This is a genomic window from Pandoraea iniqua (assembly GCF_902459685.1).
GTDB classification, from domain to species: domain Bacteria; phylum Pseudomonadota; class Gammaproteobacteria; order Burkholderiales; family Burkholderiaceae; genus Pandoraea; species Pandoraea iniqua.
The window spans coordinates 155,757-181,431 of the sequence record NZ_CABPSF010000008.1 but is presented as its reverse complement, the minus strand read 5'-3'; the positions used below and the strand labels follow the sequence as shown (position 1 = coordinate 181,431).

The window sequence follows — 25,675 nt, the reverse complement described above, 5'->3', positions numbered from 1 at the left end:
CAAGCGACTCCACCACCTCAACGCCTGGGTCCGCCAGCCGCCAGCCGCCAGCCGCCATTGCCCAACGGGACGCCCCGCCTGCTTTCACACTGCCTTTTGCACCCTCGGCTGAGCATCGCAGGGCCCTTTTCGCGAGCATGAAATGATTGTATCTTGTAGCGCTACACAATACAATACATCAAAGAATAATTGTTTATCAGCTCAAGTTCATGAGGATCTTATGACTCTGCCCACCGACATTCCCCATCCTGGAACGCGCATCAGGGCTGAGATCATTCCGCAGGGGATGTCTGTCACAAAAGCTGCGCAGCTTATTGGGGTGGGCCGCCCCGCCCTGTCGAATTTGCTCAATGGCAATGCATCGCTGTCCGCCGAGATGGCAGCCCGTCTAGAGAAGGCGTTTAGCTACCCGCTCAAGGAGCTCATGGAGATGCAAGCGCAGTACGACGCGGCACAGGCCAAGCAAAAAGACGCACCTGCCGACACCAAGACCTACGTGCCGCCTTTTTTGAGAATTAAGGCTAACGATATCGAAGATTGGGTCTCGCATAACATCACAGCGCGAAGCCGCCTAGCTGTGTTTTTGCGCACACTGATTCATTCAACCTCGAGTGGCCTTACGAAAGTGGACTTTCCAGGCAACGACGATGCCGAACGCCCAGGATGGGACGGTGTCCTTGAGGCAAACGAAGGAACGCCTTGGGTTCCTATCGGGCGTTCCGGCTGGGAGTTTGGAACCAACGAGGACCCCAAGGCCAAAGCCGAGAGCGACTTCGAAAAAAGCGTGAAGGCTTTGGGTAGCGAAGAGCGTGCAGAGACGACGTTTATGTTCGTTACTCCGCGTCGATGGGCTGGGAAGGCAACTTGGGTTGCGACCAAGAAGGCAATGGGGCTTTGGAAGGACATTCGCGCCTATGACGCGAGCGATCTTGAACAATGGCTGGAGCAGTCTCTGCCCGCACAAACGTGGTTCGCCAATGAGACGCAAAATCCTTCGGTCCACGTTCGCTCTCTAGACAAGTGCTGGGCAGACTGGGCTGGCGTCAGCACCCCGCCATTGAGTGGTGCTCTGTTTGACTCCGCCATCCAGTCAACCAAAAGGTCCTTGCTCGCTCGACTCACGAGACCGTCAGAAGGGCCGATTTTGATTGCGGCTGACTCTACTGACGAGGCGCTTGCCTTCCTTGCCCAATTGCTAAGCGAGCGCGGCGGTAACGATCTGATGCTGTATCGCGACCGCGTTTTGGTGTTCGACACACCAAACGTATTGCCCCGCCTGATGACAGGGGCACAAACGTTCATCCCTGTAGCGTTTTCGCGGGAAGTCGAGCGCGAACTCGCACCATACGCCAACTCTACGCATTCTATCGTCATCTACCCTCGAAACGCCGTGACTGCCACCCCAGACATCGTTTTGGAACCGGCCAGCTTCGAGACCTTCAATAAGGCGCTTGGCGAGATGGGCAAGAATCGCGACGAAATCGCGCGGCTAGCGGGTGCGTCGGGCAGATCACTCACCGTCTTACGCCGTCAGCTATCTTCGCTCCCAGCCGTCCGATCACCGGAATGGGCGATGGATCGTCAGACGGCGGGAAGCCTCGTTCCGTTCCTTTTTGTGGGCGCATGGAATAGTCAGAATGAAACCGATAGGATCGGCCTTTCGCTTCTGGCCGACGACCGTCCGTACGACAATCTCGAGAGAGACTGCCAAAGCCTTGCTCAATTGAATGACGCGCCTATCTGGTCTGTCGGCACATACAGGGGCGTGATCTCGAAGCTTGACCTGCTCTACGCTATTGCCGGCACAATAACGCGGGCCGATCTAAACCGCTACTTTGCGGTAGCACGTATGGTGCTCGGCGAAGACGACCCAGCACTCGATCTCGACGAGGATCAGCGCTGGGCGGCGGCGATTCATGGCAAGACGCGCGAGTTTTCAAGTACCTTCCGCGACGGCATTTCGGAAACGTTGGTCCTATTGGCCTTTCATGGAAAGCAACTGTTCCAGAGTCGCCTCGGCATAGATACCGAGATCGAGGCGACACACGTCGTGCGAGAGTTACTGACACCACTGAGCACGCGGATTCTAGAGGCAAATGATCGCGACCTACCTACCTATGCAGAAGCAGCTCCTGACGAATTCCTCTCGATCCTTGATCGCGATCTTAACGCCAAGAATCCCGCCGTTCTTGGACTTCTTCGTCCGGTAGACGCCGGCGTTTTTGGGCGTAGCCCAAGTCGAACCGGATTGCTTTGGGCATTGGAAGGTCTTTCCTGGAATCCCCAAACGCTACCGCGCGCCGCCTTGATCCTCGCCCGACTTGCACAGGTAGAAATTGCCGACAACTGGACCAACAAGCCGATCAATTCGTTGCTGTCCATCTTCCGCGCTTGGATGCCCCAAACCGCAGCGAACCACGAGCAACGAGTGGCCCTGATGAGAAAACTCGCAGAGAGATTTCCAAGTGTGGGATGGAAGATTTGCGTCGCGCAATTTGGCAACCATCATCAAGTCGGTGACTATAGCCACAAGCCACGCTGGCGCCCCGACGGGTACGGATTCGGCGAACCGTTTCCTACGTGGGGACCAACCATCGACTTCGTTAGAGAAATGGTCGAGATGGCGTTGACATGGCCGAATCATTCGCTAGGAATGTTGTGCGATCTGATTGAGCGCCTACACGACCTAACCGAGGTCGACCAAAATCGTGCCTGGACGTTGATCGTAGACTGGGCAAATAATGGCGCCAGTGATGCTGATAAAGCCATATTGCGCGAAAAGATCCGAGTTTCCACACTCACTCGACGGGCAGCCCTCCGAACAAAAAAGAGCGGACAAACAACTCACCTTGCGACCGCGGGCATGGCTGCCTACGCAGCGCTTGAGCCAAGCGATCCCCTTAATAAACACGCATGGTTGTTCCGCAATGGATGGGTCGAGGAGTCTGCCGATGAGATTGATGATATTGAGAAAATCGATTTCCACAAGCGCGAGGAGCACGTCACTCGCCTAAGGGTCGCCGCACTCTGCGAGATCGTCGCGCAGCGTGGTCTAACAGGAATACTAGAGCTTGCCGAACGCGGGAATGCTGCGTGGGTGATCGGCGGACTCGTGGTCAGCACCGTCTTGTCCGAGCAGGAACTAGTGGAATTGTTGCGACTCGCACTTGCGCCGATCCTACTGGCGCAGGAGGAACTACATTCGCACAAGACTCTCATTAGCGGAGCCTTGCGAGCCATGGCCGACGACGACAAACGCAGTGCGACCCTTAAGAGCGTCGCGGTTGGACTTGCCCCTGAGGATGTGGTGCAGATGTTTGTCCTCGCACCGTTCTGCAAAAGCACCTGGAAGTTGGTCGATGCCCTCGATGAGGCGAACCAAGCCAAATATTGGAGTGAGGTCACGCCAGACTGGATTCACGACGAAAGCGGCGAAAACAACGAAGCGGTCGAGAGACTATTGGGTGCAGAGCGACCACGTGCAGCATTCTCGTGTATTCGGTTTCATCCGACCAAGCTCGATGCAAAAGTTCTTTTCCGAGTTTTGTCGGCAATGGCAAAAGGCGGAAAGGATCGCCCCGGCGAGTACGCGCTCGAGCATTACTATGTTGAAGAGGCATTCAAACACCTCGACAGTAGTCAAGCACTAACTCTCGATGAGAAGGCTGGCTTGGAGTTTGCGTACCTTGATGCCCTAGCGCGCCCTTGGGATCGCCAAGGTCAGTATGGAATTCCAAACCTAGAGCGGTACGTCGAGGTGCATCCCGAACTTTTCGTGCAGGCAATATGTTGGGTCTACAAACGTAACGATGGCGGAACAGACCCTGCTGAATTTCAGGTCTCAGCCGATAGCGTCGTGAATATGGCGGAGCGGGGATATAAGCTGCTGGAAGCCATCCAACGCATTCCGGGCCATAACGACCTCAACGAACTCACCGGGGATCGTTTAGCGAAGTGGATTTTGACCGTTCGACAGTCCTGCGCCCAGTTGGACCGCTCCGAAATTGCCGACATCTGCATTGGCAAGCTGCTTTCCGGCGCACCTATCGGCCACGATGGCGCGTGGCCGTGTGAACCGGTACGGGACGCGATGGAGGATATCCAGTCAGAGCCGCTAATGGAGGGGGCGTGCACCGGAGTTTTCAATTCGCGCGGAGCACACTGGCGCGGCGAAGGCGGCGAACAGGAACGCGCACTAGCAGAAAAATACCGAAAATGGGGCCAGATGATTCAGTTTTCACACCCGTTTGTCTCTTCCAAACTTCTCATGGCGCTAGCCGAAAACTACGATCGTGACGCTAGCCGTGAAGACATTGAAGCAGGCATTAGGCGTCGCTTGAGGTGAGTGTTCTGACCACAATGCACTCGTCACTCCAGCGGCACTTCGACGGGAAGCTTGTGGGGCTAGGCCCCCGCTTTCGGTGCAACGAAGGTGCAGTGCTCAATTCTCCAAGGGTCGCTGAAGTTACGCTAAACTATTGACGCCAAATAACTTTGCATTATGTTCGTTTACGGGTACATAAGCTTATTTTTCAGCAACTTACCGCGTCACACGCCGAATCATAATCCGCAGGTCCGGGGTTCGAGTCCCTGATTCGCCACCAGATGTAAAAAGCCGCTGTTCCGAAAGGAGCAGCGGCTTTTTCTTCGTTTGCGCATTTGCGAGTGCGCTGTCTGCGGTTACCTCACTTCAATCTCCCTGCTTCAATCAAAGTCGAACATCTCAAACAGCGACTTCTTCTTTCTTGGCTGATCGTAGTGGCGGCGGCGGTCGTCGTGGCCGTAGTGGGCGTCGCGGCGCTGTTCGCCGCTGTGGCCGAAGCCGTGTCCTGCGCTCTCCTTGCGATACTCGCGCTCGATGTGCTGGCCGCGTTCGTCGCTGTCCCGGCGCTCACCTCGATCGCTTCGGTCGCCGTTGCGGGTCAGATGCGCCGGCATTGTCGCGCTCCCGTCCGTGCGCTCGATCAGCTTGTCCAGTTCGCCACGGTCCAGCCACACGCCCCGGCAGATCGGGCAGTAATCGATCTCCACTCCCTGACGCTCCGTCATCAACAGATCCGGGGTACTGCACACAGGACATTTCATCGTTTCGCTCCGTTACGTAAAAGACAACGTCCTCAATGTATCGGTCGGCGGCATCCCAAAAAACCTGCATTTTCATTCATCCAACTTCGCAAAAACCGAACTCTTCAATCGCATCGCCCAAACGAAAAAGCGGCGCCGATTCTCATCGGCACCGCCTTGTTCACTTCACCCGCACTTCACCCAATATCGCAGCGACGTGACGTCAGTCAGCCTTCGACACGCACGTCACACTTGTTGCGTATCGCGGAGCACAGGTCACTCCACTACCCGCGCCTTCTCCACGTTGCGCCGCGCTTTGGCACGACGCGTCAACATGTTCAGACCTTCAACGAACGCCGAGAATGCCATGGCCGCGTAGATGTAACCCTTGGGTATGTGTGACCCCATCCCTTCCGCAATCAGCGTCATACCGATCACCAGCAGGAAGCCCAGCGCCAGCATGATCACCGTCGGGTTCGCCGCGATGAATCGCGAGAGCGGCCCTGCCATGAACAACATCGCCGTCACCGCTGCAATCACCGCAATAAACATGATCGGGATGTGCTCCGTCATGCCCACCGCCGTCACGATACTGTCGATCGAGAACACCAAGTCCAACACCAGAATCTGGATCACCGCCGCCTTCGCCGTGATCGTCACCACCGCGCCGGCCGCCGACCCCGTTTCAGCATGCGGCTCATCATTGGTTCCCGACGCCACGTGGTGATGCATCTCCTTGGTCGCCTTCCACACCAAGAAGAGACCGCCCGAAATCAAAATCAGGTCGCGCCACGAATACCCATGACCGAACAACTCGAACAGCGGGGTGGTCAGCTTAGCAATCCAAGCCACCGTACCCAGCAGCGCCAGACGCATGACCAACGCCAACCCAATGCCCATGCGCTGCGTGCGCGCACGCATCGATAGCGGCAACTTGTTGGTCAAGATCGAAATGAAGATCAGGTTGTCGATGCCAAGCACGACCTCCATCACCACCAGCGTAACGAGCGCCGCCCATACCGCCGGGTCGGCCGCCAAAGCAAGCAGATAGTCCATAAGTGCGCCAGAGTTTCCGTAGAGTTATCGAAATCGCGCCGCCAACCACCCTCGCCAGCCGCCCCGATTCCGTTTGTTGTCCCGCAAACAACGCATAACGCGGGTTCAGGTCAGCATCATCGTCGAACTCATGCTTCGCAAAAACCAGTTATATACTTCACCTTAGTTCGGTTTTTTCGAAGTTGCCGCTTTATGTTGAACTACCGTCATCTTTACTATTTCTGGGTCGTCGTCAAGGAGGGAGGTTTCGCACGGGCCGCGGAACGCCTCGACATGGCCGTGCAGACGATCAGCGCGCAGGTTCGCGAACTGGAAAAATCGCTGGGCCACCAGTTGCTCAAGCCGCTGGGGCGCGGCGTGGCGATGACCGAACCCGGTCAAGCCGCGTTCCGGCGCGCCGAAGAAATCTTCCGGCTCGGGCAGTCGATTCCCGATGAAGTCCGCGAAGCCGCCAGCGGCCGCGTCGCGCGGCTGGCCGTCGGTCTCTCGGACGGGATCTCGAAACTCGCCGCCCATGCCCTGCTGGCGCCGGTGCTCGCTACACCCTCGCTGCGACTCGTCTGTCATGAAGGCGAGCACGAGCAACTGCTCGCCGAACTCGCCCTGCACAAGCTCGATCTGGTGCTCGCCAGTCAGCCCGCCCCCTACAACCCCACCCTGCGGCTCGCCAGTGAGCGCCTCATCGAGTCGCCGGTCGACTGGTACGGCCCCGCCTCGCTCGTGCGCAACGTCTCGCGCGAACACTTTCCGCAATGCCTCACGGAACTGCCCGTGCTGATGCCCACCGGCCACTCGGCCCTGCGGGCGCGTCTCGACCAATGGTTCGAAGCCCAAGCCATTCGCCCGAACATCGTCGGTGAATTCGAAGACAGTGCGTTGATGGCGGTCTTTGCCACGCGTGGCATGGGTGTGTTTCCGCTCAGCGAGGCCGGCGCGGGCGACGTGTCGGTGCTGCGCGGCCTGCGCTGGCTCGGACGCCCGCACGGCGTCCATGAAGAAATTCACGCGATTCGCTCGCGGCGCGGCGAAGGACATCCGCTCGTGCACCAGATCATGCAAGAAGCGGCCGCGCTCGCGGCGACGCCATCCGAGTCTGATATAACAACGAGTGCGACGATCACACCGAGTACCACGGCGAAGGCGCACACCCTGCGTGCGACGCGTGACACCTCCGCCGAGTCGTTGACACCCCCAGCCGCTTCGAGGAAATCTCATGTCAAGCCGTAGCGAGCAGCGCAAGTTCTTCCATCTCCTGCTGTTCGCCGTGACGGTCGCCTTCGTGTGGATTCTGTTTCCGCTGTTCGGCGCCGTCTTCTGGGGAACGATTCTAGCCGTGCTGTTCCAGCCGATCCAGCGCCGCATCGAGCTTCGTATGCGTGGCCGCAAGAATCTGGCGGCCCTCGTCACCTTATCGCTGATCCTGATCATCGTGATTCTGCCGCTCACATTGATCGTCGGCATGCTCACGCAGGAAATCGGCACGGCCATCGTGCGCTTTCGCACCGACCTGCCGCAACTCACCATCGCGTTTCAGGGGCTGCTCGACCGCCTGCCCCTGAGCGTGCACCGGATCATGGATCTGGCCGGAATACAGGACGTCACGGCCATGCAGTTGAAACTCGGCGACGGTGCCGCGCAGATCGGCCGCTTCGTGGCCGTCTACCTGCTGAGCATCGGCCAGAACACGGCGCAGTTGCTCGTGAGTTTCGGCGTGATGCTCTATCTGCTGTTCTTCCTGCTGCGCGACGGCATCGTGCTGGGCGTGATCATCCGCCGCGCCATTCCGCTCGACGAACGTCACAAGACGCAGTTGCTCAAGCAGTTCACGACGGTCGTGCGTGCAACGGTCAAGGGGAACATCGCCGTCGCCGTGGCGCAGGGCGCGCTCGGCGGCTTCATCTTCGCGGTGCTGGGGATTCAGGGCTACGTGCTGGCTGCCGTGGTGATGGCGTTTCTGTCGCTGCTGCCGGCCGTGGGCGCGGCCTTCGTCTGGGTGCCCGTGGGCGTGTGGCTGTTTCTCTCGGGAGATATCTGGCGCGGGGTGATCCTGTTCGCCTTCTGCGGCACGATCGTCAGTCTGGTCGACAACGTGCTGCGCCCGATTCTCGTGGGCAAGGACACCAAGCTGCCCGACTGGGTGGTACTGATCTCCACCCTCGGCGGCATGTCACTTATCGGGTTGACCGGGTTCGTGATCGGCCCGCTCATCGCCGCCCTCTTCATCGCGTGCTGGAATATCTACACCCGCATGCGCGACGAAGAGGTCGATCAGAGCGATATCGGCTGACCCGGGCGGCCGTCGAGGCGGCCATCGTTCAGCTCAGCCCGCGACCGGCTCGCCCTTCGCGTTCGTCGCGATGGCGGCAAGATCTTCACTCACCTGCGCCATCACGGCATCCCAGTCGCCGCGCTGCGGCTGGCGATAGAGCGCTGCCGACGGATACCATTCGCTGTCGCGACGCGTCAGCTGCCAGCGCCAGTCGGGCGTGTGGTTGAGCAACACCCACACCGGCTTACCCAGCGCGCCCGCCACGTGCGCCACGGCCGTATCGGCCGTAATCACCACGTCCATCTGTGCGATGACCGCCGCGGTCTCGGCAAAATCGCTGAGCTTCGCGCCGATGTCGCGCACGTTGGCGTGCGTGGCAAGTTGCGCGCGCTCTTCGTCGGTCGCATCCACCTGCAAGGAAAAGAACTGCGCCCCGGTCGCAAACACCGGCTTCCAGTGATCGAGGCCGACATCGCGATTCGGCGGGAACGGACGGGGACGCCACGCAAAGCCCACCCGCACTTCGCCCGCAGGTTTGGCCCCCAGCATCGAGCGCCAGATCATTTCGCGCGCCGCGCTCGAGCGCACATAAGGCATGTGCCCGCTGCTCACATCGCCGCCGACGCCGAGCAAATGCGGCAGGCTGAGCAACGGCATCTGCCAGTCGAACGACGGCACCGGCATATGTTCGCCCAGCACCGTCACACCACGGGCGAAACCGCCCAGCAACGTCACGAGCGGCGCTTGCACGCAGAGCATCACCTGCGCGCCCAGTTCCACCAGCCGGGGCACGAAGCGCACGAACTGAAGCGTGTCGCCGAAACCCTGTTCGCTATAAACAAAGACCTTCTTGCCCGCCAGCGGCGCACGGCCGTCCCACAGCCGGTCGGGGAAGCGCCGCGTTTGCCCGCCATCGAGCCAACGCCATTCGTAGTCGCGCCAGCCGTGCTCGAAGTCGCCGAGCAGCAGGTTCGTCTGCGCACGATTCGTGCGCGCACCCGCGTGTTCCGGCGACAACTTCACGGCTTGGGTGAAGCACTGCAAAGCGTCTTGGAAAGCGTGTCGCTCGCGCAGCGCCACGCCGAGATTGACCAGCGGATCGGGCTGCTGCGGCGCAATCGCGTTGGCGAGCCGGTAGGCATCGATTTCTTCGTCGTAGCGGCCCAGCGCACCGAGCGCACGGCCACGGTTGAAATGCGCCTGCCACAACGCCGGTGCCTTGGCGGCAGTGCGCTCGAACCAAGTCAGCGCGCGGGCGTTGTCGCCCGCCTGCGCCCACGTCATGCCGACCGTATGCATCGCGCCGATGGCATCGGGAGACTGTTGCACGGCCGATTCGAACAGTGCATCGGCCCGCATGGGACGGCCGGCCTGCAAACTGGCCATCGCCGCATCGAAACTGACTTGCGCGCCGGCCTTCGGCACCAGCGCCAGCATCCGGTCGAACGCATCGGCCGCCGCGTCGAACGCGTTCATCCGCAGGGAGACGTAGGCGAGACCTTCCAGACCGGGCAGAAACTCCGGTGCCTGTTTGAGCAACTGACGCAGTTCGGCAATCGCTTCGCCCAGCCGGCCGGCGGCACTCAGTTGTCGTGCGCGCTCGCAACGCGCATCCATTGGCGTCGTCATTCGGCGCTTCCTTGCTGTTCTTAAAATTGGGGGGCGGGTCGGCCAGGCGGTCCTTTATACATGACGTACATCGAGTACCGGCGGCCCGAACAAGCGGTGCACACTACACCACCGCACGGCACGAAGCAAGCCGCGGGGATTCGGCCTTCCAAGTGACGCAAAGTTCACATCCCGGAGCGACGTAAATGTGACAATTTCTACAGGCGGTACCGAAGCTTCCGAAACGGCCTTCGCCGGCCGTCTTATCCATCGAAACCATAACTGCGGCAGTGCAGCATAAAAACCACAGTCGGCAAATGGCGAGCGCAGTTTGCCAGCCCGTTGCGGTCGCTTTAACATCATTTTGCGGGTCAATCTGGTAGCATCCGCTGCCGTCCATGTGCACGTGCGCGATCGCTGGCCCTATTGCCGCCCTGCCGCATGCCGACGCCGAGTCCGTTGTTCGTCCGACCCCTCAAAATCACGAGGTCCTGATGCCGCGCGTAGCCCGACCGTTCATTCCCGCCACCGCGCGACGCCTGCTGCCCAACCGCTGGGATTTCATTGCCTTCCCGATCATCATCGGCTTTCTGATGGTCAGTTCTTCAGGCATTCGCCAGACTTGGGCCCCGCTGGCCGATCTGCAAACCGAAGTCATCTCGCTCGACCCATCCAATCTGCCCGAGTACGCGCTACGCACCACCCTGCGCATGCTCGCCGCGATGGTCGCCTCGCTGATCTTCACGCTGATCTACGGCACGCTCGCCGCCAAGAGCCGCCGCGCCGAGAAGCTGCTCGTGCCGATGCTCGACATCCTCCAGTCGGTGCCGGTGCTGGGCTACATCTCGTTCACGGTCACGTTCTTCCTCGCGCTCTTCCCCGGGCGCGTGCTGGGCGCCGAGTGCGCCGCGATATTCGCGATCTTCACGAGTCAGGCGTGGAACATGACGTTCTCGTTCTACCAGTCGATGCGAACCCAGCCACGCGATCTCGCCGAAGTCTCGGTGAACCTGCGGCTCTCGCCGTGGCAGCGCTTCTGGAAGCTCGACGTGCCCTACTCGATGCCCGGCCTCATCTGGAACATGATGATGAGCATGTCGGGCGGCTGGTTCTTCGTGGTGGCGTCCGAAGCCATCACCGTGGGCGACAAGACGGTCACGCTGCCGGGCATCGGTGCCTATCTGGCCACCGCTATCATCCAACGCGATCTGCACGCCGTGGGCTGGGTGATTCTTGCGATGACGATCGTCATCCTGATTTACGACCAGTTCCTGTTCCGCCCGATGGTCGCGTGGTCGGACAAATTCCGGCTGGAAGACACGGTCTCGCAGGCCGCTCCCGAGTCGTGGGTGCTGAACATGATTCAACGCACCCGTGCGATTCAGTACCTGCTGCGCCCGTTCGGCAAGCTGCTGCGCACGATCGCCCGGGCGCGCATGCCGATCTCGCTGCCGGCCGCCATCCATTCCGAATCGAATTCGCCGCTGTCTCGCGTGATCGACTGGATCTGGGCGGCGGTGCTGGTCGGGCTCAGCGTGTTCGCCGCGTGGAAGATCGTGGCGTTCGTGCTGGCCGAAGTCGGCTTTTCCGAAATCCTGCGGGTGTTCGGTCTGGGCCTGATCACGCTGGTGCGCGTGATGGTGCTCATCGCCGTGGCGTCGGTCGTGTGGGTGCCGCTGGGCGTGCTGATCGGCCTGCGACCCAAGCTCGCCGAACGGATTCAGCCGCTCGCGCAGTTCCTCGCGGCCTTCCCGGCGAACCTGCTGTTCCCGATCTTCGTGGTGGCGATCGTGCATTTCCACGCCAACCCCGACATCTGGCTCTCGCCGTTGATCGTGCTCGGCACGCAGTGGTACATCCTGTTCAACGTGATTGCCGGCGCGACCACCTTCCCGAACGATTTCAAGGAAGCCGCGACCAACTTCCGCATCCGCGGCTGGCAATGGTGGCGTCAGATCATGCTGCCGGGCATCTTCCCGTACTACGTGACGGGCGCGATTACCGCCTCGGGCGGCGCATGGAACGCGTCGATCGTCTCGGAATACGTGCAATGGGGCGACGACAAGCTCGCCGCGCACGGTCTGGGCGCCTATATCGCGCAAACGACGGCGGCCGGCGACTATCCGCGCATTCTGCTGGGCATCGCCGTGATGGCGCTGTTCGTCGTACTGTTCAACCGCTTGCTGTGGCGTCCGATGTACGCCATCGCCGAAAACAAGCTTCGCCTGAATTGAAGGGACCGTGATGCCGAACGATACCCAACCGACCGTCGGAAAAGAGATCTTCTCGCTCGCCAATGTCAGTCGCGGTTTCCGCAAGGGCAGCGACGAGCGTCAGGTGCTCGATGGCGTGAACCTGCAACTGCATGAAGGCGAAATCGTCGGCATGCTCGGCCGCTCGGGCTCGGGCAAGTCGACGTTGCTGCGCATCATCGCCGGCCTGATCCAGCCCAGCTCGGGCGACATCCGCTATCTCGGCGAGCCGCTCGAAGGCCCGCCCGAAGGCGTGGCGATGGTGTTCCAGACCTTCGCACTGTTCCCGTGGCTGACCGTGCTGCAAAACGTGGAAGCCGGTCTCGAAGCGCTTGGCGTCGAGCCGAAAGAGCGCCGCAAGCGTGCGCTCGCGGCCATCGACCTGATCGGTCTGGACGGCTTCGAGAACGCCTATCCGCGCGAACTCTCGGGTGGCATGCGCCAACGCGTGGGCTTCGCCCGTGCGCTGGTGGTCAACCCCACGCTGCTGCTCATGGACGAGCCGTTCTCCGCGCTCGACGTGCTGACCGCCGAAACGCTACGTACCGACCTGCTCGACCTGTGGAGCCAGCGCCAGCTGCCGATCAAGTCGATCCTGATCGTCACGCACAACATTGAAGAAGCCGTGTTCATGTGCGACCGCATTCTGGTGCTGTCGTCGAACCCGGGGCGCGTGGTGGCCGAGATCAAGGTGCCGTTCCCGCACCGCCGTAATCGTCTCGACCCCGCCTTCCGCAAGATGGTGGACGAGATCTACGCGCTGATGACCTCGCGCCGTAACGCGCACACCACGCAGAAGATGCCGCTGGAACTGTCGAGCCCGCTGCACGAGGTGTCGACCAACCTGATGGCCGGTCTGCTCGAAGCGCTGGCGGGGCCGCCCTACAACGGCCGCGCCGACTTGCCGGATATCGCGCAGACGCTGCTGCTCGAAGTCGACGATCTGTTCCCGGTGGCGGAAATTCTCGACCAGTTGGGCTTTGCGGAACTCAAGGAAGGCGACCTGCTGCTGACGGCGGCCGGCAAGCGTTTTGTGGATGTGAGCACGCAGGAGCGCAAGGTGCTGTTCGCCGAGCATCTGCTGCGTCACGTGCCGCTCGCCGCGAAGATTCGCGCCGTGTTGCAGGAACGTCGTGGCGGGCGCGCCCCGCGCGTGCGTTTCGAACAGGAACTGGAAGATTCGATGTCGGACGATCTCGCGCAGGAAACGCTCGATACGGCCATCAACTGGGGCCGTTACGCCGAGATCTTCTCGTACAACGACCACACCGAGACGTTCAGTCTCGAGGACGTGGAAGGCGCGACCTGAGCGTGATCGTTCGCGCGGATCGGCGCCGGTAGCGACGATCCGACGAACATTGACCGCAGGGTTTTACGCCGCGCAGGACGCCAGTCCCCGCGGCGTTTTCGTTTCCGGGTCGGGGTTCACAACGAGGCTCAGAACGCGTACCCCACGCCGATCATCCACGTCTGGTTGATCGTCTTCGAATCGGGTTCGTAGGCGTTGACGCCCGGCGACACCTGCGTCACGTCGGAGCGGCCGTACTGGAAGCGCGACCACTCGTAGGTGGTATTCACGTGGAAGTTGCGCGTCACCGCGTAGTCCAGACCAAAGCCCGCCACGACCACCGGCTTGCTGCCCAGCGTGAACGTGTTCTGCGAGCCCGCCAGCGTCATCGAGGCGCCAAGGACCGCGCCGGCCCGCACATCGGCCGTCGCCACCAGTTTCGAGGTGACTTCGAGCTGGCCCATCAGACCGCCGCCCACGACGTGGTGGCGATACCGCTCATAGAAACCATACGGGTCGCGGCTGCTGTCTCGAATCCAATCGCGATAGCTGTAGCTCACGTACGGGACGACTTGCGCGTGCCACGTGCCGAGCATGAACGGCAGCGCCTTGCCCGCCTTGAGCGTGACGTCGGTCGCGGTGGAGCGCGTACTCATCTGGTAGTTCGGCAGCACGACGCGGCCCGTCGGATCCTGCAAATAGCCGCCGTAATCCGTGTTGCCGTGGGCAACGCGCACCTGACCACTGAAATACAGATTGGAAATCCCGAACAGCTGATGCTGTGTGGATGCGCCGAGCCCGAACGCGGCAGTGGTGCCTCGCTCGGAATCGCTTTTGCCCCCACCGATGTTCTCCCAGTAGTGCAGTTGCTGCACCCCGCCGTCGACCCAGACCTGATTGTTGGCGCGCAGCATGGCTTCCTGCGCATGGACGTTGCTCGCCATCAAAGTCGCGGCAACCAATGCAATGGCGGTGGCCGCGTGACTTGCAGCGGCGGCTCCGCGTTGGCCGCAATCGATGGTGCGGCGCGTCTTCGGCGTCATGGCACGGCCCTCCCCAGGCGTGAACTCAACGACGACTCGGCAATGGCCGTCAGCGCGGCCACCGTTTTCAGGCATTGTTTCAGCGCGTGACGTGGTGCGCAAGCGGGCAACCGTGGATTTTTTGTGGTCTTCGAGATTCAAAAATCTCGCGATTCGAGAGACCTATGCGCACTTGCCCCGGCCAACGCATGGGCGGCCTTGATGGGCGAGCGTGAGGACTGCGCAAGTGTGGAGGGAAGAAGAGGTTGGTCGATCCCGAGGATGGCGTCGAAACGCATGGGACGGCGACCTGACCGTGTCAAAAAGGCCACACCTATCAGTGTAGATACTGATTAGCGGTCGTTTTTGTGCGGTCGCATAATCAGTCAAGGATCTGCCTGTCACGCGCCGGGGGGCGCTGCGACAAGCCTTCGCGCAGATCCCATCCGCGGCAGAGACCGTGTGTCAGAAGACCCGAGATACGCACTATGAGCTACTACCATTCGAAAGAAGAAGGCCGGGGACGCGCCATCACCTTCACTACTGGCTATCGCTGGCGCCGTCGCGGCATGGCCGTCACCTTTGCGGTCATCGCCGCGCTGGTCTACTACGCGGTACATCACCCGAAGTAAGGCCCGGAAGTAAGGCTCAGCCGTAAGGCCCCGAAGCACGGCCCCGTCAATCACGACGCGGCCGCTTCCTCCCTCTCGTGCCCTTCAGGCGGCGTTTCCCAAGGCCGGCGCATGCCAGTCGAGGGGAACATTCGCGAGCATGTCGTCCACCATCGCCTCCAGACCGAACGCCGGCTGCCAGCCCCAGTCGTAGCGCGCGTGCGTGTCGTCGAGCGTATGCGGCCACGTCTCGGCAATCGCCTGACGGAAGTCCGGCGCGTACTTCACCGTGAAGCCCGGCACACGACGCTCGATCGCCGCCGCCAGCGTCGCCGGATCGAAGCTCACCCCCGCCACGTTATACGACGAGCGCACGCGCAAGCGCGATGCGTCCGCGTTCATCAATTCGAGCGTGGCGCGCACGGCGTCGGGCATATAAATCATGGGCAGCGTGGCGTCTTCCTTCAGGAAGCACGTGTATGTCTCGCCTCGGCGCGCCGACTGGAAGATATCGATCGCGTAGTCGGTGGTGCCACCGCCCGGGGGCGTCTTGTAGCTGATGACACCCGGGTAGCGCAGGCTGCGCACGTCCACACCGAACTTCGCGTGGTAGTACTCGCACAGCCGCTCACCCGCCTGCTTGCTGATGCCGTACATGGTCGTCGGGTCCATGATCGCGAGTTGCGGCGTTTCAACGGCCGGCGTGTGCGGCCCGAACGCGGCGATCGACGACGGCCAGAACACGCGCAAGCCCTTGCGCGACTGATGCTCGCGGGCCAGTTCCAGCACGTTGAGCAGGCCGTTCATGTTGAGCGTCCATGCCTGCAACGGACGGGTTTCGCCCGTGGCCGACAGCAGCGCCGCCAGATGGAAGATCTGCGTGATGCCGAAGCGCTCGACGAGGGCGGCCAGACGCGCCGCATCGAGCACGTCGAGGGTCTCGTAATGCACCGGATGGCGCGACGGCCCCGGTGCGATATCTGTCGCCACGACATTCTCTTTGCCGTACTGCGCGGCCAAGGCTTCGACGAGTTCGCTGCCGATCTGCCCGTTGGCGCCAATGATGAGGATCCGTTCCATGTTCAACCTTGCTTGAGAATGCCGAGTTCGTTACCGGCCTGCGCAAAGGCGGCCAGCGCGCGCGTGAGTTGTTCACGCGTGTGGGCCGCCGAGAGTTGCACGCGCACGCGCGCCTGCCCCTGCGGCACCACCGGATAAAAGAAGCCCGTGGCGATCACGCCCAGTTCGTAAAGACGTTGCGCGAAGCTTTGCGCCAGCGTGGCGTCGAACAACATCACCGGCACGATCGGGTGCGTGCCCGGTTTGATCGTGAAACCCAGCGCGGCCACTTCATGGCGGAAGAACGCCGTGTTCTCATGCAATTGCTCGCGGCGTGCCGACGAGTGTTCCAGTTCATCGAAAACCGCCAGCGACGTGCCGACGATGGCCGGCGCCAGACTGTTCGAGAAGAGATACGGACGCGAGCGCTGACGCAGCGTCTCGATGACTTCGCGGCGCCCGGCCGTGAAGCCGCCCATCGCGCCGCCCAGCGCCTTGCCCAGCGTGCCCGTGATGATGTCGATCTTACCGATCACGCCATGGTGTTCGTGCGTGCCGCGCCCGGTCGCGCCCATGAAGCCGGTCGCATGACACTCGTCGATCATGATGAGCGCGCCGTACTGTTCGGCCAGCGCGACGATGCGGTCGAGCTGCGCAATCGTGCCGTCCATGGAGAACACACCGTCGGTGACGATGATGCGGTGACGGGCCCCGGCAGCGGCCTGCAACTGGCGCTCCAGATCTTCCATGTCGTTGTGGGCGAAGCGCAGACGTTGCGCCTTACACAGCCGCACGCCGTCGATGATCGAGGCGTGGTTCAGGGCGTCGGAAATGATGGCGTCCTGCTCGTCGAACAGCGGTTCGAACACGCCGCCATTGGCGTCGAACGCGGCGGCGTACAGGATGGCGTCTTCGGTGCCCAGATAAGCGGCGATGCGTGCCTCGAGCTCCTTGTGCGGGCCTTGCGTGCCGCAGATGAAGCGCACCGACGACAGGCCGAAGCCGAAGTCTTCGAGCGCCTTCTGACCGGCCTTGACCAGCGATTCGCTACCCGAGAGGCCAAGATAGTTGTTGGCGCACAGATTGATGCGGGTCACCCCGTCGTCGCACATGACCTCCGGCCCCTGCCGCGACATGAGCACGCGTTCCTGCTTGAAAAGGCCTTGGCGGCGCGTGTCTTCGAGTCGTTCGGTCAGTTGCTGGTAGAAGCCCTCGCGGGCTTCCGCGGTTTGTGCGGTCATCGTGTACTTCTCCTCGGTCGTTCGGCCGGTGCGCTCTGCTACCATGCAGGCATTCACCTTAGCGGAAACTATACTTTATATTGAACTAGTTTCAATATATTGAAAAATTCTAATATCCCGGAAAGAATATGGCAAGCACCCCCGCAACGCCCGCGTCCGTGCCAACGGCACCGCCGCCGGTCGGCGACATGATTCAACAGCTGCGCAAAGAGCGCGGCATGACGCTGGAAACCCTCTCGCGCGCCTCGGGCGTCTCGAAGTCGATGCTCTCGCAGATCGAACGCGACAAGGCCAATCCGACGATTGCCGTGGCGTGGCGGCTGTCCAACGCACTGGGCGTGCGGCTCGACCAGTTGCTCGGCGCACCCGCCGGCGATCCGGAACCGGTGCGCGTGATCGGCAAGCACGAAATCCCCACGCTGGCCGGCGCGGAACATGCCTATCAGTTGAAGATCCTTGGCCCAATGGAACTGGCCGGGAAATACGAGTGGTACGAGCTCACGCTCCAGCCGGGTGCCGCGCTCGTCTCCGACCCGCATGACCCGGGCACCCGCGAGCACTTCACGGTATTCGACGGACAGGTGGACATCGAAGTCGAGACGTTCTTGCGCCGTGCCAAGCCCGGCGAGACCGCCCGTTACCCCGCCGACCGCGCCCATGCGATCCGCAACGCGGGCAAATCCGTGGCGCGCGGACTGCTCGTCGTGATTCACGGGTAAGCCCTTCCCGCTCAAGTCCGCCGCCAGACTGCCGTTACCACACGTTCGGTCGGTGCCTTCATCAGGGGCACTGATAACCAATACACAACCGGACCGCCCGGACGTCTCCCCCCTTGTGAGACGTCAAGGGCAGCCACCGCCAGCGCAAGCACCTAGCTAGCACCTAAGCGGAACGAGTGGGGATGACGAAGTAATGCAGCGATTGAGTTTGAATGCGAAGTTGTGGTCGGCCGTCGGGTTGATGTGGATCAGCCTGCTGGCGATGGCCGTGTGGGGCGCGTGGGCACAGCGCAACACGATGCTCAGCGAACGTCGCGCGGGGCTGACCCACGTGGTCGATTCGGGCCTCAGTCTCGTGAAACACTACGCCGAGCGCGCCGAACGCGGCGAAATGACTGTCCCCAATGCGCAGAAACTCGCCCGCGAGCAGATCGGCGCGATCCGCTACGACGGCGACAACTATTTCGGTATCTTGAACTCGCAGCGGGTGATCGTGCTGAACTCGGTCAATCCGAAGCTCGAAGGCAAGGATATGAGCCAGTTCCGCGACCCGTCGGGCAAGCTCATGTTCTCGGACATCGTCGCCGCTGCGCGCACCGACAATCCGTTCGTGACCTATCTCTGGCCCAAGCCGGGCTCGGACAAACCCGTCGAGAAGATCAGCCGCGTGGGGGCCTATACCCCGTGGGACTGGTATCTGACGACCGGCGTCTACGTCGACGACATCAACGCCGCCTTTGTCGGCGCGCTGCTGCGCTGGGGTGCCATTCTGGCGGTCATCGGTCTGGCGGTCTCCGCCGTCATGCTGCTCATCATCCGTAACGTGCGCGACAGTCTGGGCGGTGAGCCGGAATACGCGGCCGACATTGCCTCGCGCATCGCCGACGGCGATCTGCTCACCCAAGTGAAGCTGCGTCAGGGCGACCGCGCCAGCCTGCTGTATGCGATGCAGCGCATGCAGGGCAATCTGCAACAGATGATCGGACGGATTCGCAGCGGCACCGGTGCGATCACCACCGCCGCGCGCGAGATCGCCGAAGGCAATACGGATCTGTCGGCACGTACCGAGCAACAAGCGGCAGCGCTCGAAGAGACGGCATCGTCGATGGAGCAACTGACCTCGACCGTGCGCCAGAACGCCGACAACGCCCGTCAGGCCAGCCAACTCGCCGAGAGTGCCTCGTCCATCGCCGTTCGCGGCGGACAGGTGGTCGATCAGGTGGTGGCGACGATGGAAGGCATTTCGTCGAGTTCGAACAAGGTGGTCGACATCATCAGCGTGATCGACGGCATTGCCTTCCAGACGAATATTCTGGCGTTGAACGCCGCCGTGGAAGCTGCGCGGGCCGGTGAACAGGGCCGGGGGTTTGCCGTCGTGGCCGGCGAAGTGCGTACGCTCGCCCAGCGCAGCGCCGCCGCCGCGAAGGAAATCAAGGAACTGATCGAAGCGTCGAACGGCCGCGTGCAAGACGGTTCGATCCTCGTCGCGCAAGCCGGACAGACGATGCACGATGTGGTGCAGGCCGTGCGCCGCGTGACCGACATCATGGGCGAGATTTCCGCCGCATCGAGCGAACAGAGCCACGGCATCGAACAAGTCAGCCGGGCAGTCACGCAGATGGATGAAGTGACGCAGCAGAACGCCGCGCTGGTGGAGCAAGCCGCCGCAGCAGCCGCTTCGATGGAAGATCAGGCCCATCAACTCGATGCCGCCGTGGCCGCCTTCCGGATGGCGACGGGGCAGCATCTCGAGACGGCGTCAGGTCCGCTGAGAACGCAAACCGCGTCGGTGGCGATGCAGCGTCTGGCGGCCTAAGAGAGCGCCAGATAACGCGAACGGCGACGGTTCGTGCCGTTCGCCGTTGTGCTTCCTCATCAGGCGGGTGCAGCCACTTCCGATAGCGCCGCGTCGATGATCTGCGCGGCCACCGTAGGCAGCACCCGCAACGGGGCCGACCCCGGGCCGAACGTCTGGCTTGCGGCGTAGGCGCCTTCGAGCACCAGCGACAGCGCATCGACCAATGGGGCCGGTTCCTGCAAACCGGCAGCCGTTGCCAACTCGGTGAAGCGGCGCACCACTTCCGCCTTGTAGTTCACCACCGACTTGCGGGCCGGGTGTTCCGGATCCGGAAACTCGGCGGCCACGTTCACGAACGGGCACCCGCGATAGCCGGGATGGCTTGCACGTTCCGCCAAATCCACGAAGATCTGAAGCAACTGCTTGCCCGGCTCGCCCGGTCGGCGGGCAATACTCTCGTCGATGCGCTGAAGACTGCACGTCTGCATTTCATCCAGATACGCCAGAATCAGCTCGTCTTTCGACGCGAACTGGCGATACAGGCACATCTTGTTGACGCCCGCGCGCTTGACGACGGCGTCCACCCCCACGGCCCGCACGCCCTCCGTGTGAAACAACTCCACAGCGGCATTGAGCAGATATTGCTGCGCCAACGGTGCCGGCGTCACATGCCGGCCGCCTTTGACCGTGCTGCGACCCGTTGCGGGGGAGCCTTCCGCGCTGGTGGCTTGCGTGGGATCCCGGGCTATCGTTTTGGCCATTCTCTGGCGCTCCTGATTCTATGATTTGTGACGGAAGGCATGCGGCGCCTCGGCAGTGCGCTGGCGGGTCGCGGAAAGCCCCTGCCGTCACAAAGGAATGCTTGACATGTTACCGATCGGTTCATAACATGGCAACCTCATGTTACCGAGCTGTCACAAACCGTTATCCCGATAGACAGCACGGTGACAGGCAACGTTCCCGAAATCGTGACGCGGTCCCCCGGAACCGCAAGGATTCCCGCCATGAAGGCAGCCATTGCAAGACGCATCAACGGCCATTTCCACTACGGGTGGATTGTCGTGGGCGTGATTTTCCTCGTCCTGCTCGCCTCGGCGGGTATTCGCGCCACGCCCAGCGTGATGATGGTGCCGCTGGAGCATGATTTCGGCTGGAGCCGCGCTACGGTGTCGCTGGCGATTTCCGTGAACCTTGCGCTGTATGGCCTGACCGGGCCGTTTGCGGCGGCGGCGATGCAGCGTTTCGGCATCCGTCCGACGGTCATGGTCGCCTTGCTGCTGTTGTCTTCGGGCACCGCCCTCTCCTCGCTGATGACCGCCCCGTGGCAGATGATTCTGATCTGGGGCGTGATGGTCGGTGGCGGTACCGGTGTAGCGGCAGTTACGCTCGCGGCAACCGTCTCGAATCGCTGGTTCCATACGCACCGTGGCCTTGCCATGGGCATTCTCACGGCCAGTTCCGCGACGGGTCAGATGGTCTTCCTGCCGATGATGGCCGCCATCACCGAGCGTTACGGCTGGCGTCCGGTCGTGCTGATCGTCGCGGTGGTTGCGGCGCTCGTGCTGCCGCTGGTCGCGTTTCTGGTGCCTGAGCGTCCAGGCTCGGTCGGGCTGCGCCCGGTGGGCGCTCCGGAAGACGCCCCCGACGTGCAACTCGCCCAAGGCAACCCGCTGAAGCACGCGCTGTCGGTACTGCGCATGGCGGCCGGCAAGCGCGACTTCTGGCTGCTCTTCTTCAGCTTCTTCATTTGCGGCGCCAGCACCAACGGTTATATCGGCACGCACTTCATCGCGATGTGTGGCGACTATGGCATCTCCGAGGTCAAGGGCGCCGGTATTCTCGCCGCGATGGGCGTGCTCGACCTCGTGGGCACAACGCTCTCCGGCTGGCTCTCCGATCGCTACAACAGCCGTGTGCTGCTGTTCTGGTACTACGGGCTGCGTGGTCTGTCGTTGATCTATCTGCCGCATGCGTTTGGGCTCGACTTCTTCGGCCTGCCGCTGTTTGCCCTGTTCTACGGTCTCGACTGGATCGCCACGGTGCCGCCGACGGTGCGCCTGACCACCGACGTGTTCGGCAAGACCATGGCGCCGATCGTTTTCGGCTGGATCGTGGCCGGGCACCAACTCGGTGCAGCCACGGCGGCGTTGGTCGCCGGCTCGCTGCGCGCCACGCTGGGTAACTACACGATGGCATCGATGCTCTCGGGCGGCGTGTGCATCATTGGCGCCTTCATGGTGTTGCGTATCGCGCGCCGGGCACCGACGAGCCCGAGCCCTGCAAGCGCTTAAAAATTGCCTTAACCTGTGCAGGTTTTTGTGCAGCACAGCAACCCCCAACTTTCACAGGACCTTCAGCAATGACGGATTCCCAAGCTACCCAACTCTCGTCGCTCGACACGGACCTTTTTTCGCCGTACCGGCTGGGCCCGCTCGAGCTGAGCAATCGCGTCGTGATGGCGCCGCTGACCCGCAGCCGCGCCAGTGCCGGTGATGTGCCCGGCCCGCTGGTCGCCGAGTATTACGCGCAACGCGCTTCGGCCGGCCTCATCATCAGCGAAGCCACCAATATCTCGCAGCAAGGCAAGGGCTACGCATTCACGCCGGGCATCTACACGGACGAGCAAGTCGCCGGCTGGAAGCAGGTAACCGACGCGCTGCACGCCAAGGGCGGCAAGATTTTCTGCCAGCTCTGGCACGTGGGCCGTATCTCGCACCCGTCGCTGCAACCGGACGGCGGACTGCCGGTCGCGCCTTCGGCGATTCAGCCGGCAGGCAAGGCCTTCACCGAGCACGGGTTCGAGCCGCACCCAACGCCGCGTGCGCTTGAGACGTCCGAGATTCCGGGCATCGTCGAACAGTACCGTCATGCGGCCGAGTGCGCCAAGCGCGCCGGTTTCGACGGTGTGGAAATTCACGCCGCGAACGGGTATCTGCTCGACCAGTTCATGCGCGACAAGACAAACCATCGTACGGACCAGTACGGCGGCAGCATCGAAAACCGCGTGCGCCTGACGCTCGAAGTCACGCAGGCCGTCGTCGATGTGTGGGGCGGCGATCGCGTCGGCATTCGTCTCTCGCCGATCAGCCCGGCCAACGATTGCGGCGACAGCAATCCGGAACCGGTGTTCACCTATGCCGTGGAACAGTTGAACCGTTTCGGCCTCGTGTATCTGCACGTGGTCGAAGGGGCGACGGGCGGCCCGCGCGAAGTGGCGGACGGCTTCGATCTGCAAAAGCTGCGTCGCTTGTTCAACGGCACGTACATGGCCAACAACGGCTATGACCTCGCGCTGGCCATCGAAGCCCGCAAGGACAACCTCGCGGATCTGATCGCCTTCGGCAAGCCGTTCATTGCCAACCCGGATCTGGTGGAACGCCTCAAGCGCGGCGGCCCATTCAATCCGCTCGACCGCGACACGCTTTACGGCGGCGACGCCCGCGGTTATGTGGACTATCCGACGTTGGATGAATCGGTGGCGTAATTAAACTAAATGGGGGGCGACGATCTGACACCGCGCCCTCGCGGCGTTGGCGATAGGTCGCCGGACCGATTGAGAAGGGCTCCCGCTAGGGAGCCCTTTTTCATGACATTCACGCCATCGATTCAATGAACGATCCCGTCCCGATCATCATCGGCAAAGGCTTCGCGCAGATGGTGCATCGTGTCACTGAGCGCCGCGCTGTTGAGCACCCCAACCCGGCGCACCAGACGCCGCCTGTCGATTGCCCGCACCTGATCGACGACCAGCGACCCATGTCGCCCATCGAAACTAGTCGGCACGCGAAAGCGCGACATACGCGCCGATGACGTCAATGGCACCACAATCACCGTGCGAACATGTCGGTGCATCCGCGCAGACGACACCACCACGCATGGACGCGTCTTCCTGATCTCACTCCCGACCGTCGGATCTAACGCAACGAACCAGACGTCGCCGCGTTTCACCACGTCCACTCCTCCTCATCGAAGTCGTTGCCGAGATTACCGAGCAAGAGTTCACCATCGTCATAGGTGTCATCCGCCACGGCGTCCGATGTCTTTACTGTTGCGTCAAAGCTGTCCCTGTCATCCATTGCACCACCCCATCACATTGCCCCGTCGACATCTCATCTTGCGTGAGTCGTGAAGCATCGTCGCAGGCGTGAACGGTGAAGTAAACAGGGGCAACAATCTTCCGGAATATTCCTGAAGCGGGTCTCGGAAAAATCGCGCGATCAGTCAGAAACAGCGCACAGTTTTTATGCGTCATGCACGCGCGTTTTTTCCTCACGCTCTCGCCAATATCAAGCCGCCCGCTGCTGCCAGCGCAGCAAATCGGCACCTGCCGGGTTCTGGTACATGCGCAGGCCGAACTCGGGCAGGATCGCGAGCAGGTGGTCGAACACATCGCCCTGCACGCGCTCGTATTCCGCCCACACGATCGTGTTCGTGAAGCAGTACAGCTCGACGGGAATGCCCGTGGCCGACGGCTCTAGCGAGCGCACCATGCATGTCATGTTCTCGTGAATATTCGGATGCGACTTCAGATACGCCAACGCATACGCGCGGAACGTGCCGATGTTCGTCAGCCGGCGCGTGTTCGCCAGCACGCCCGCCGCATTGCCCAACGCCGCATTCGCCTCGGCAATCGTGCGTTGCTTCTCCGACAGATACGGCGCCAGCAGATGCACTTTCGACAAGCGCGCGATTTCGCTCTCGTCCAAAAAGCCCACGCTGCCCGCATCGATGCACAACGTGCGCTTGATGCGTCGCCCGCCCGCCTGCTGCATGCCGCGCCAGTTGCGGAAGCTCTCCGAGATCATCCGCCACGTCGGAATCGTCGTGATCGTCTTGTCCCAGTTCTGCACTTTCACCGTGTGCAACGCGATATCCACCACGTCGCCGTCGGCACCGACCTGCGGCATTTCGATCCAGTCGCCCACGCGCAGCATGTCGTTGGAAGTGAGCTGCACGCTCGCCACGAACGACATGATCGTGTCCTTGAACACCAGCAGCAACACCGCCGACATCGCCCCCAGCCCGGAGAGCAGCAGCCACGGCGAACGATCGATGATGGTCGCCACGATGGCAATGGCCGCAACCACGTACAACGCGATTTTGCCCAACTGCACATAACCCTTGATCGACCGCGTGCGCGCGTGCTCCGACGTCGCATAGACAGCCTGCGAAGCGTTCAGCATCCCCGCGATGGCGAGCGTCGCGTAGAGCAACGTCGTCGCGAGCGCCACATTGGCGATCACGATCGCAAGCTTCGGCGGCACATCGGGGACTAATTCAATGCCGAACTGAATCACCAGATACGGCAGAATGTGCGCCGCCCGCTGGAAGACCCGATGGGTCAGCAAAGCGTCGTCCCATCGGTTGGCCGTGCGCTGCACGACCATGCGCGCCACGCGCACGATCACGAAGGTCGCCACCGCCTGCACCAGCAACGCCGCCACGACCAAGATCGCCAGCCCGCCGACCATATGCGCCCACTGCGCGTTCTCCAGCCACATCAACATCGAATCCCACGTCATCCTGCAACTCCTTGACTACGATTTGCCTGCTTGCTGCTTGCTGTGTACGTTCCGCATCGCCACGTTCACGCATTGTCCACGTGCGGACGACAGATGCGTCAGATGCGACAGATGCGACAGATGCGACAGATGCGACAGATGCGACAGATGCAAAAATGACGGCCCT

General features: G+C 61.9%; 18 protein-coding genes and 1 pseudogene. 10 read left to right on the top strand and 9 right to left on the bottom strand.

The genetic code is table 11. The features are described from left to right. Positions 1-220: 220 nt before the first annotated feature. Positions 221-4,345: a HigA family addiction module antitoxin gene (locus PIN31009_RS23230; RefSeq protein ID WP_150791695.1), complete on the top strand. Its 4,125-nt coding sequence runs from the start codon at positions 221-223 to the stop codon at positions 4,343-4,345. Positions 4,346-4,704: 359 nt separating this feature from the next. On the opposite strand, the gene PIN31009_RS23225 is transcribed toward PIN31009_RS23230, so the two are convergent. Both PIN31009_RS23225 and PIN31009_RS23220 read right to left on the bottom strand, forming a co-directional pair. Beyond that, positions 4,705-5,085 carry a TFIIB-type zinc ribbon-containing protein gene (locus tag PIN31009_RS23225; protein ID WP_150791694.1) on the bottom strand — a complete coding sequence of 127 codons (381 nt, stop codon included), beginning with the start codon at positions 5,083-5,085 and terminating at the stop codon, positions 4,705-4,707. Positions 5,086-5,340: 255 nt separating this feature from the next. Continuing rightward, positions 5,341-6,120 carry a TerC family protein gene (locus PIN31009_RS23220; protein WP_150686241.1) on the bottom strand — a complete coding sequence of 260 codons (780 nt, stop codon included), beginning with the start codon at positions 6,118-6,120 and terminating at the stop codon, positions 5,341-5,343. Between the two features lie 192 nt (positions 6,121-6,312). Here PIN31009_RS23220 and PIN31009_RS23215 point away from each other — a divergent pair. After that, a pseudogene (locus PIN31009_RS23215) lies at positions 6,313-7,185 on the top strand (LysR family transcriptional regulator); the annotation flags it as partial. Positions 7,186-7,333: 148 nt separating this feature from the next. Then, the gene (locus PIN31009_RS23210; protein WP_150791693.1) at positions 7,334-8,407 is read left to right on the top strand and encodes an AI-2E family transporter; all 1,074 of its coding nucleotides are present in this window, start codon (positions 7,334-7,336) and stop codon (positions 8,405-8,407) included. A 33-nt stretch (positions 8,408-8,440) separates the two neighbouring features. Here the strand turns inward: PIN31009_RS23210 and PIN31009_RS23205 are convergent, their stop codons facing one another. Continuing rightward, positions 8,441-10,018: a tetratricopeptide repeat protein gene (locus PIN31009_RS23205; protein WP_150686239.1), complete on the bottom strand. Its 1,578-nt coding sequence runs from the start codon at positions 10,016-10,018 to the stop codon at positions 8,441-8,443. 473 nt (positions 10,019-10,491) lie between these two features. Between PIN31009_RS23205 and PIN31009_RS23200 the strand changes: the two genes are divergently transcribed. Together PIN31009_RS23200 and PIN31009_RS23195 are read left to right on the top strand one after the other, a co-directional pair. Beyond that, positions 10,492-12,231 (top strand): ABC transporter permease, encoded by a 1,740-nt coding sequence (locus PIN31009_RS23200; protein WP_150686238.1) that lies wholly within the window; start codon positions 10,492-10,494, stop codon positions 12,229-12,231. A 10-nt stretch (positions 12,232-12,241) separates the two neighbouring features. Continuing rightward, positions 12,242-13,558 (top strand): ABC transporter ATP-binding protein, encoded by a 1,317-nt coding sequence (locus PIN31009_RS23195; RefSeq protein WP_150686237.1) that lies wholly within the window; start codon positions 12,242-12,244, stop codon positions 13,556-13,558. Positions 13,559-13,686: 128 nt separating this feature from the next. Here the strand turns inward: PIN31009_RS23195 and PIN31009_RS23190 are convergent, their stop codons facing one another. Further along, entirely contained in the window at positions 13,687-14,580 is an 894-nt protein-coding gene (locus PIN31009_RS23190; RefSeq protein ID WP_150686236.1) for an outer membrane protein, read from the bottom strand. Between the two features lie 467 nt (positions 14,581-15,047). Between PIN31009_RS23190 and PIN31009_RS27980 the strand changes: the two genes are divergently transcribed. Continuing rightward, the gene (locus PIN31009_RS27980) at positions 15,048-15,191 is read left to right on the top strand and encodes a hypothetical protein (protein WP_157125863.1); all 144 of its coding nucleotides are present in this window, start codon (positions 15,048-15,050) and stop codon (positions 15,189-15,191) included. A gap of 84 nt (positions 15,192-15,275) precedes the next feature. Here the strand turns inward: PIN31009_RS27980 and PIN31009_RS23185 are convergent, their stop codons facing one another. Both PIN31009_RS23185 and kbl read right to left on the bottom strand, forming a co-directional pair. Next, positions 15,276-16,250, bottom strand: coding sequence for an NAD-dependent epimerase/dehydratase family protein (locus PIN31009_RS23185; protein ID WP_174996248.1), 975 nt, complete (start codon positions 16,248-16,250; stop codon positions 15,276-15,278). A 2-nt stretch (positions 16,251-16,252) separates the two neighbouring features. Further along, a complete protein-coding gene (kbl, locus tag PIN31009_RS23180) occupies positions 16,253-17,470 on the bottom strand; it encodes a glycine C-acetyltransferase (protein WP_150791692.1) in 1,218 nt (405 codons plus the stop codon). Between the two features lie 128 nt (positions 17,471-17,598). On the opposite strand from kbl, the gene PIN31009_RS23175 reads away from it, so the two are divergent. Next, the gene (locus tag PIN31009_RS23175; protein ID WP_150686233.1) at positions 17,599-18,189 is read left to right on the top strand and encodes a helix-turn-helix domain-containing protein; all 591 of its coding nucleotides are present in this window, start codon (positions 17,599-17,601) and stop codon (positions 18,187-18,189) included. 193 nt (positions 18,190-18,382) lie between these two features. Continuing rightward, positions 18,383-20,005, top strand: a complete 1,623-nt coding sequence (locus PIN31009_RS23170) for a methyl-accepting chemotaxis protein (RefSeq protein WP_150791691.1) — start codon at positions 18,383-18,385, stop codon at positions 20,003-20,005. A gap of 59 nt (positions 20,006-20,064) precedes the next feature. Here PIN31009_RS23170 and PIN31009_RS23165 read toward each other — a convergent pair whose 3' ends face one another. Further along, the gene (locus PIN31009_RS23165; protein ID WP_150791690.1) at positions 20,065-20,748 is read right to left on the bottom strand and encodes a TetR/AcrR family transcriptional regulator; all 684 of its coding nucleotides are present in this window, start codon (positions 20,746-20,748) and stop codon (positions 20,065-20,067) included. 243 nt (positions 20,749-20,991) lie between these two features. On the opposite strand from PIN31009_RS23165, the gene PIN31009_RS23160 reads away from it, so the two are divergent. Both PIN31009_RS23160 and PIN31009_RS23155 read left to right on the top strand, forming a co-directional pair. Beyond that, positions 20,992-22,278, top strand: coding sequence for an MFS transporter (locus tag PIN31009_RS23160; RefSeq protein ID WP_150791689.1), 1,287 nt, complete (start codon positions 20,992-20,994; stop codon positions 22,276-22,278). 68 nt (positions 22,279-22,346) lie between these two features. Beyond that, positions 22,347-23,471 (top strand): alkene reductase, encoded by a 1,125-nt coding sequence (locus tag PIN31009_RS23155; RefSeq protein ID WP_150791688.1) that lies wholly within the window; start codon positions 22,347-22,349, stop codon positions 23,469-23,471. Between the two features lie 122 nt (positions 23,472-23,593). Here PIN31009_RS23155 and PIN31009_RS23150 read toward each other — a convergent pair whose 3' ends face one another. Then, on the bottom strand, positions 23,594-23,938 hold the full coding sequence (locus tag PIN31009_RS23150) for a type II toxin-antitoxin system PemK/MazF family toxin (RefSeq protein WP_150791687.1): 345 nt from the start codon (positions 23,936-23,938) through the stop codon (positions 23,594-23,596). A 335-nt stretch (positions 23,939-24,273) separates the two neighbouring features. Further along, positions 24,274-25,509: a mechanosensitive ion channel family protein gene (locus PIN31009_RS23145; protein ID WP_150791686.1), complete on the bottom strand. Its 1,236-nt coding sequence runs from the start codon at positions 25,507-25,509 to the stop codon at positions 24,274-24,276. Positions 25,510-25,675 lie beyond the last annotated feature (166 nt).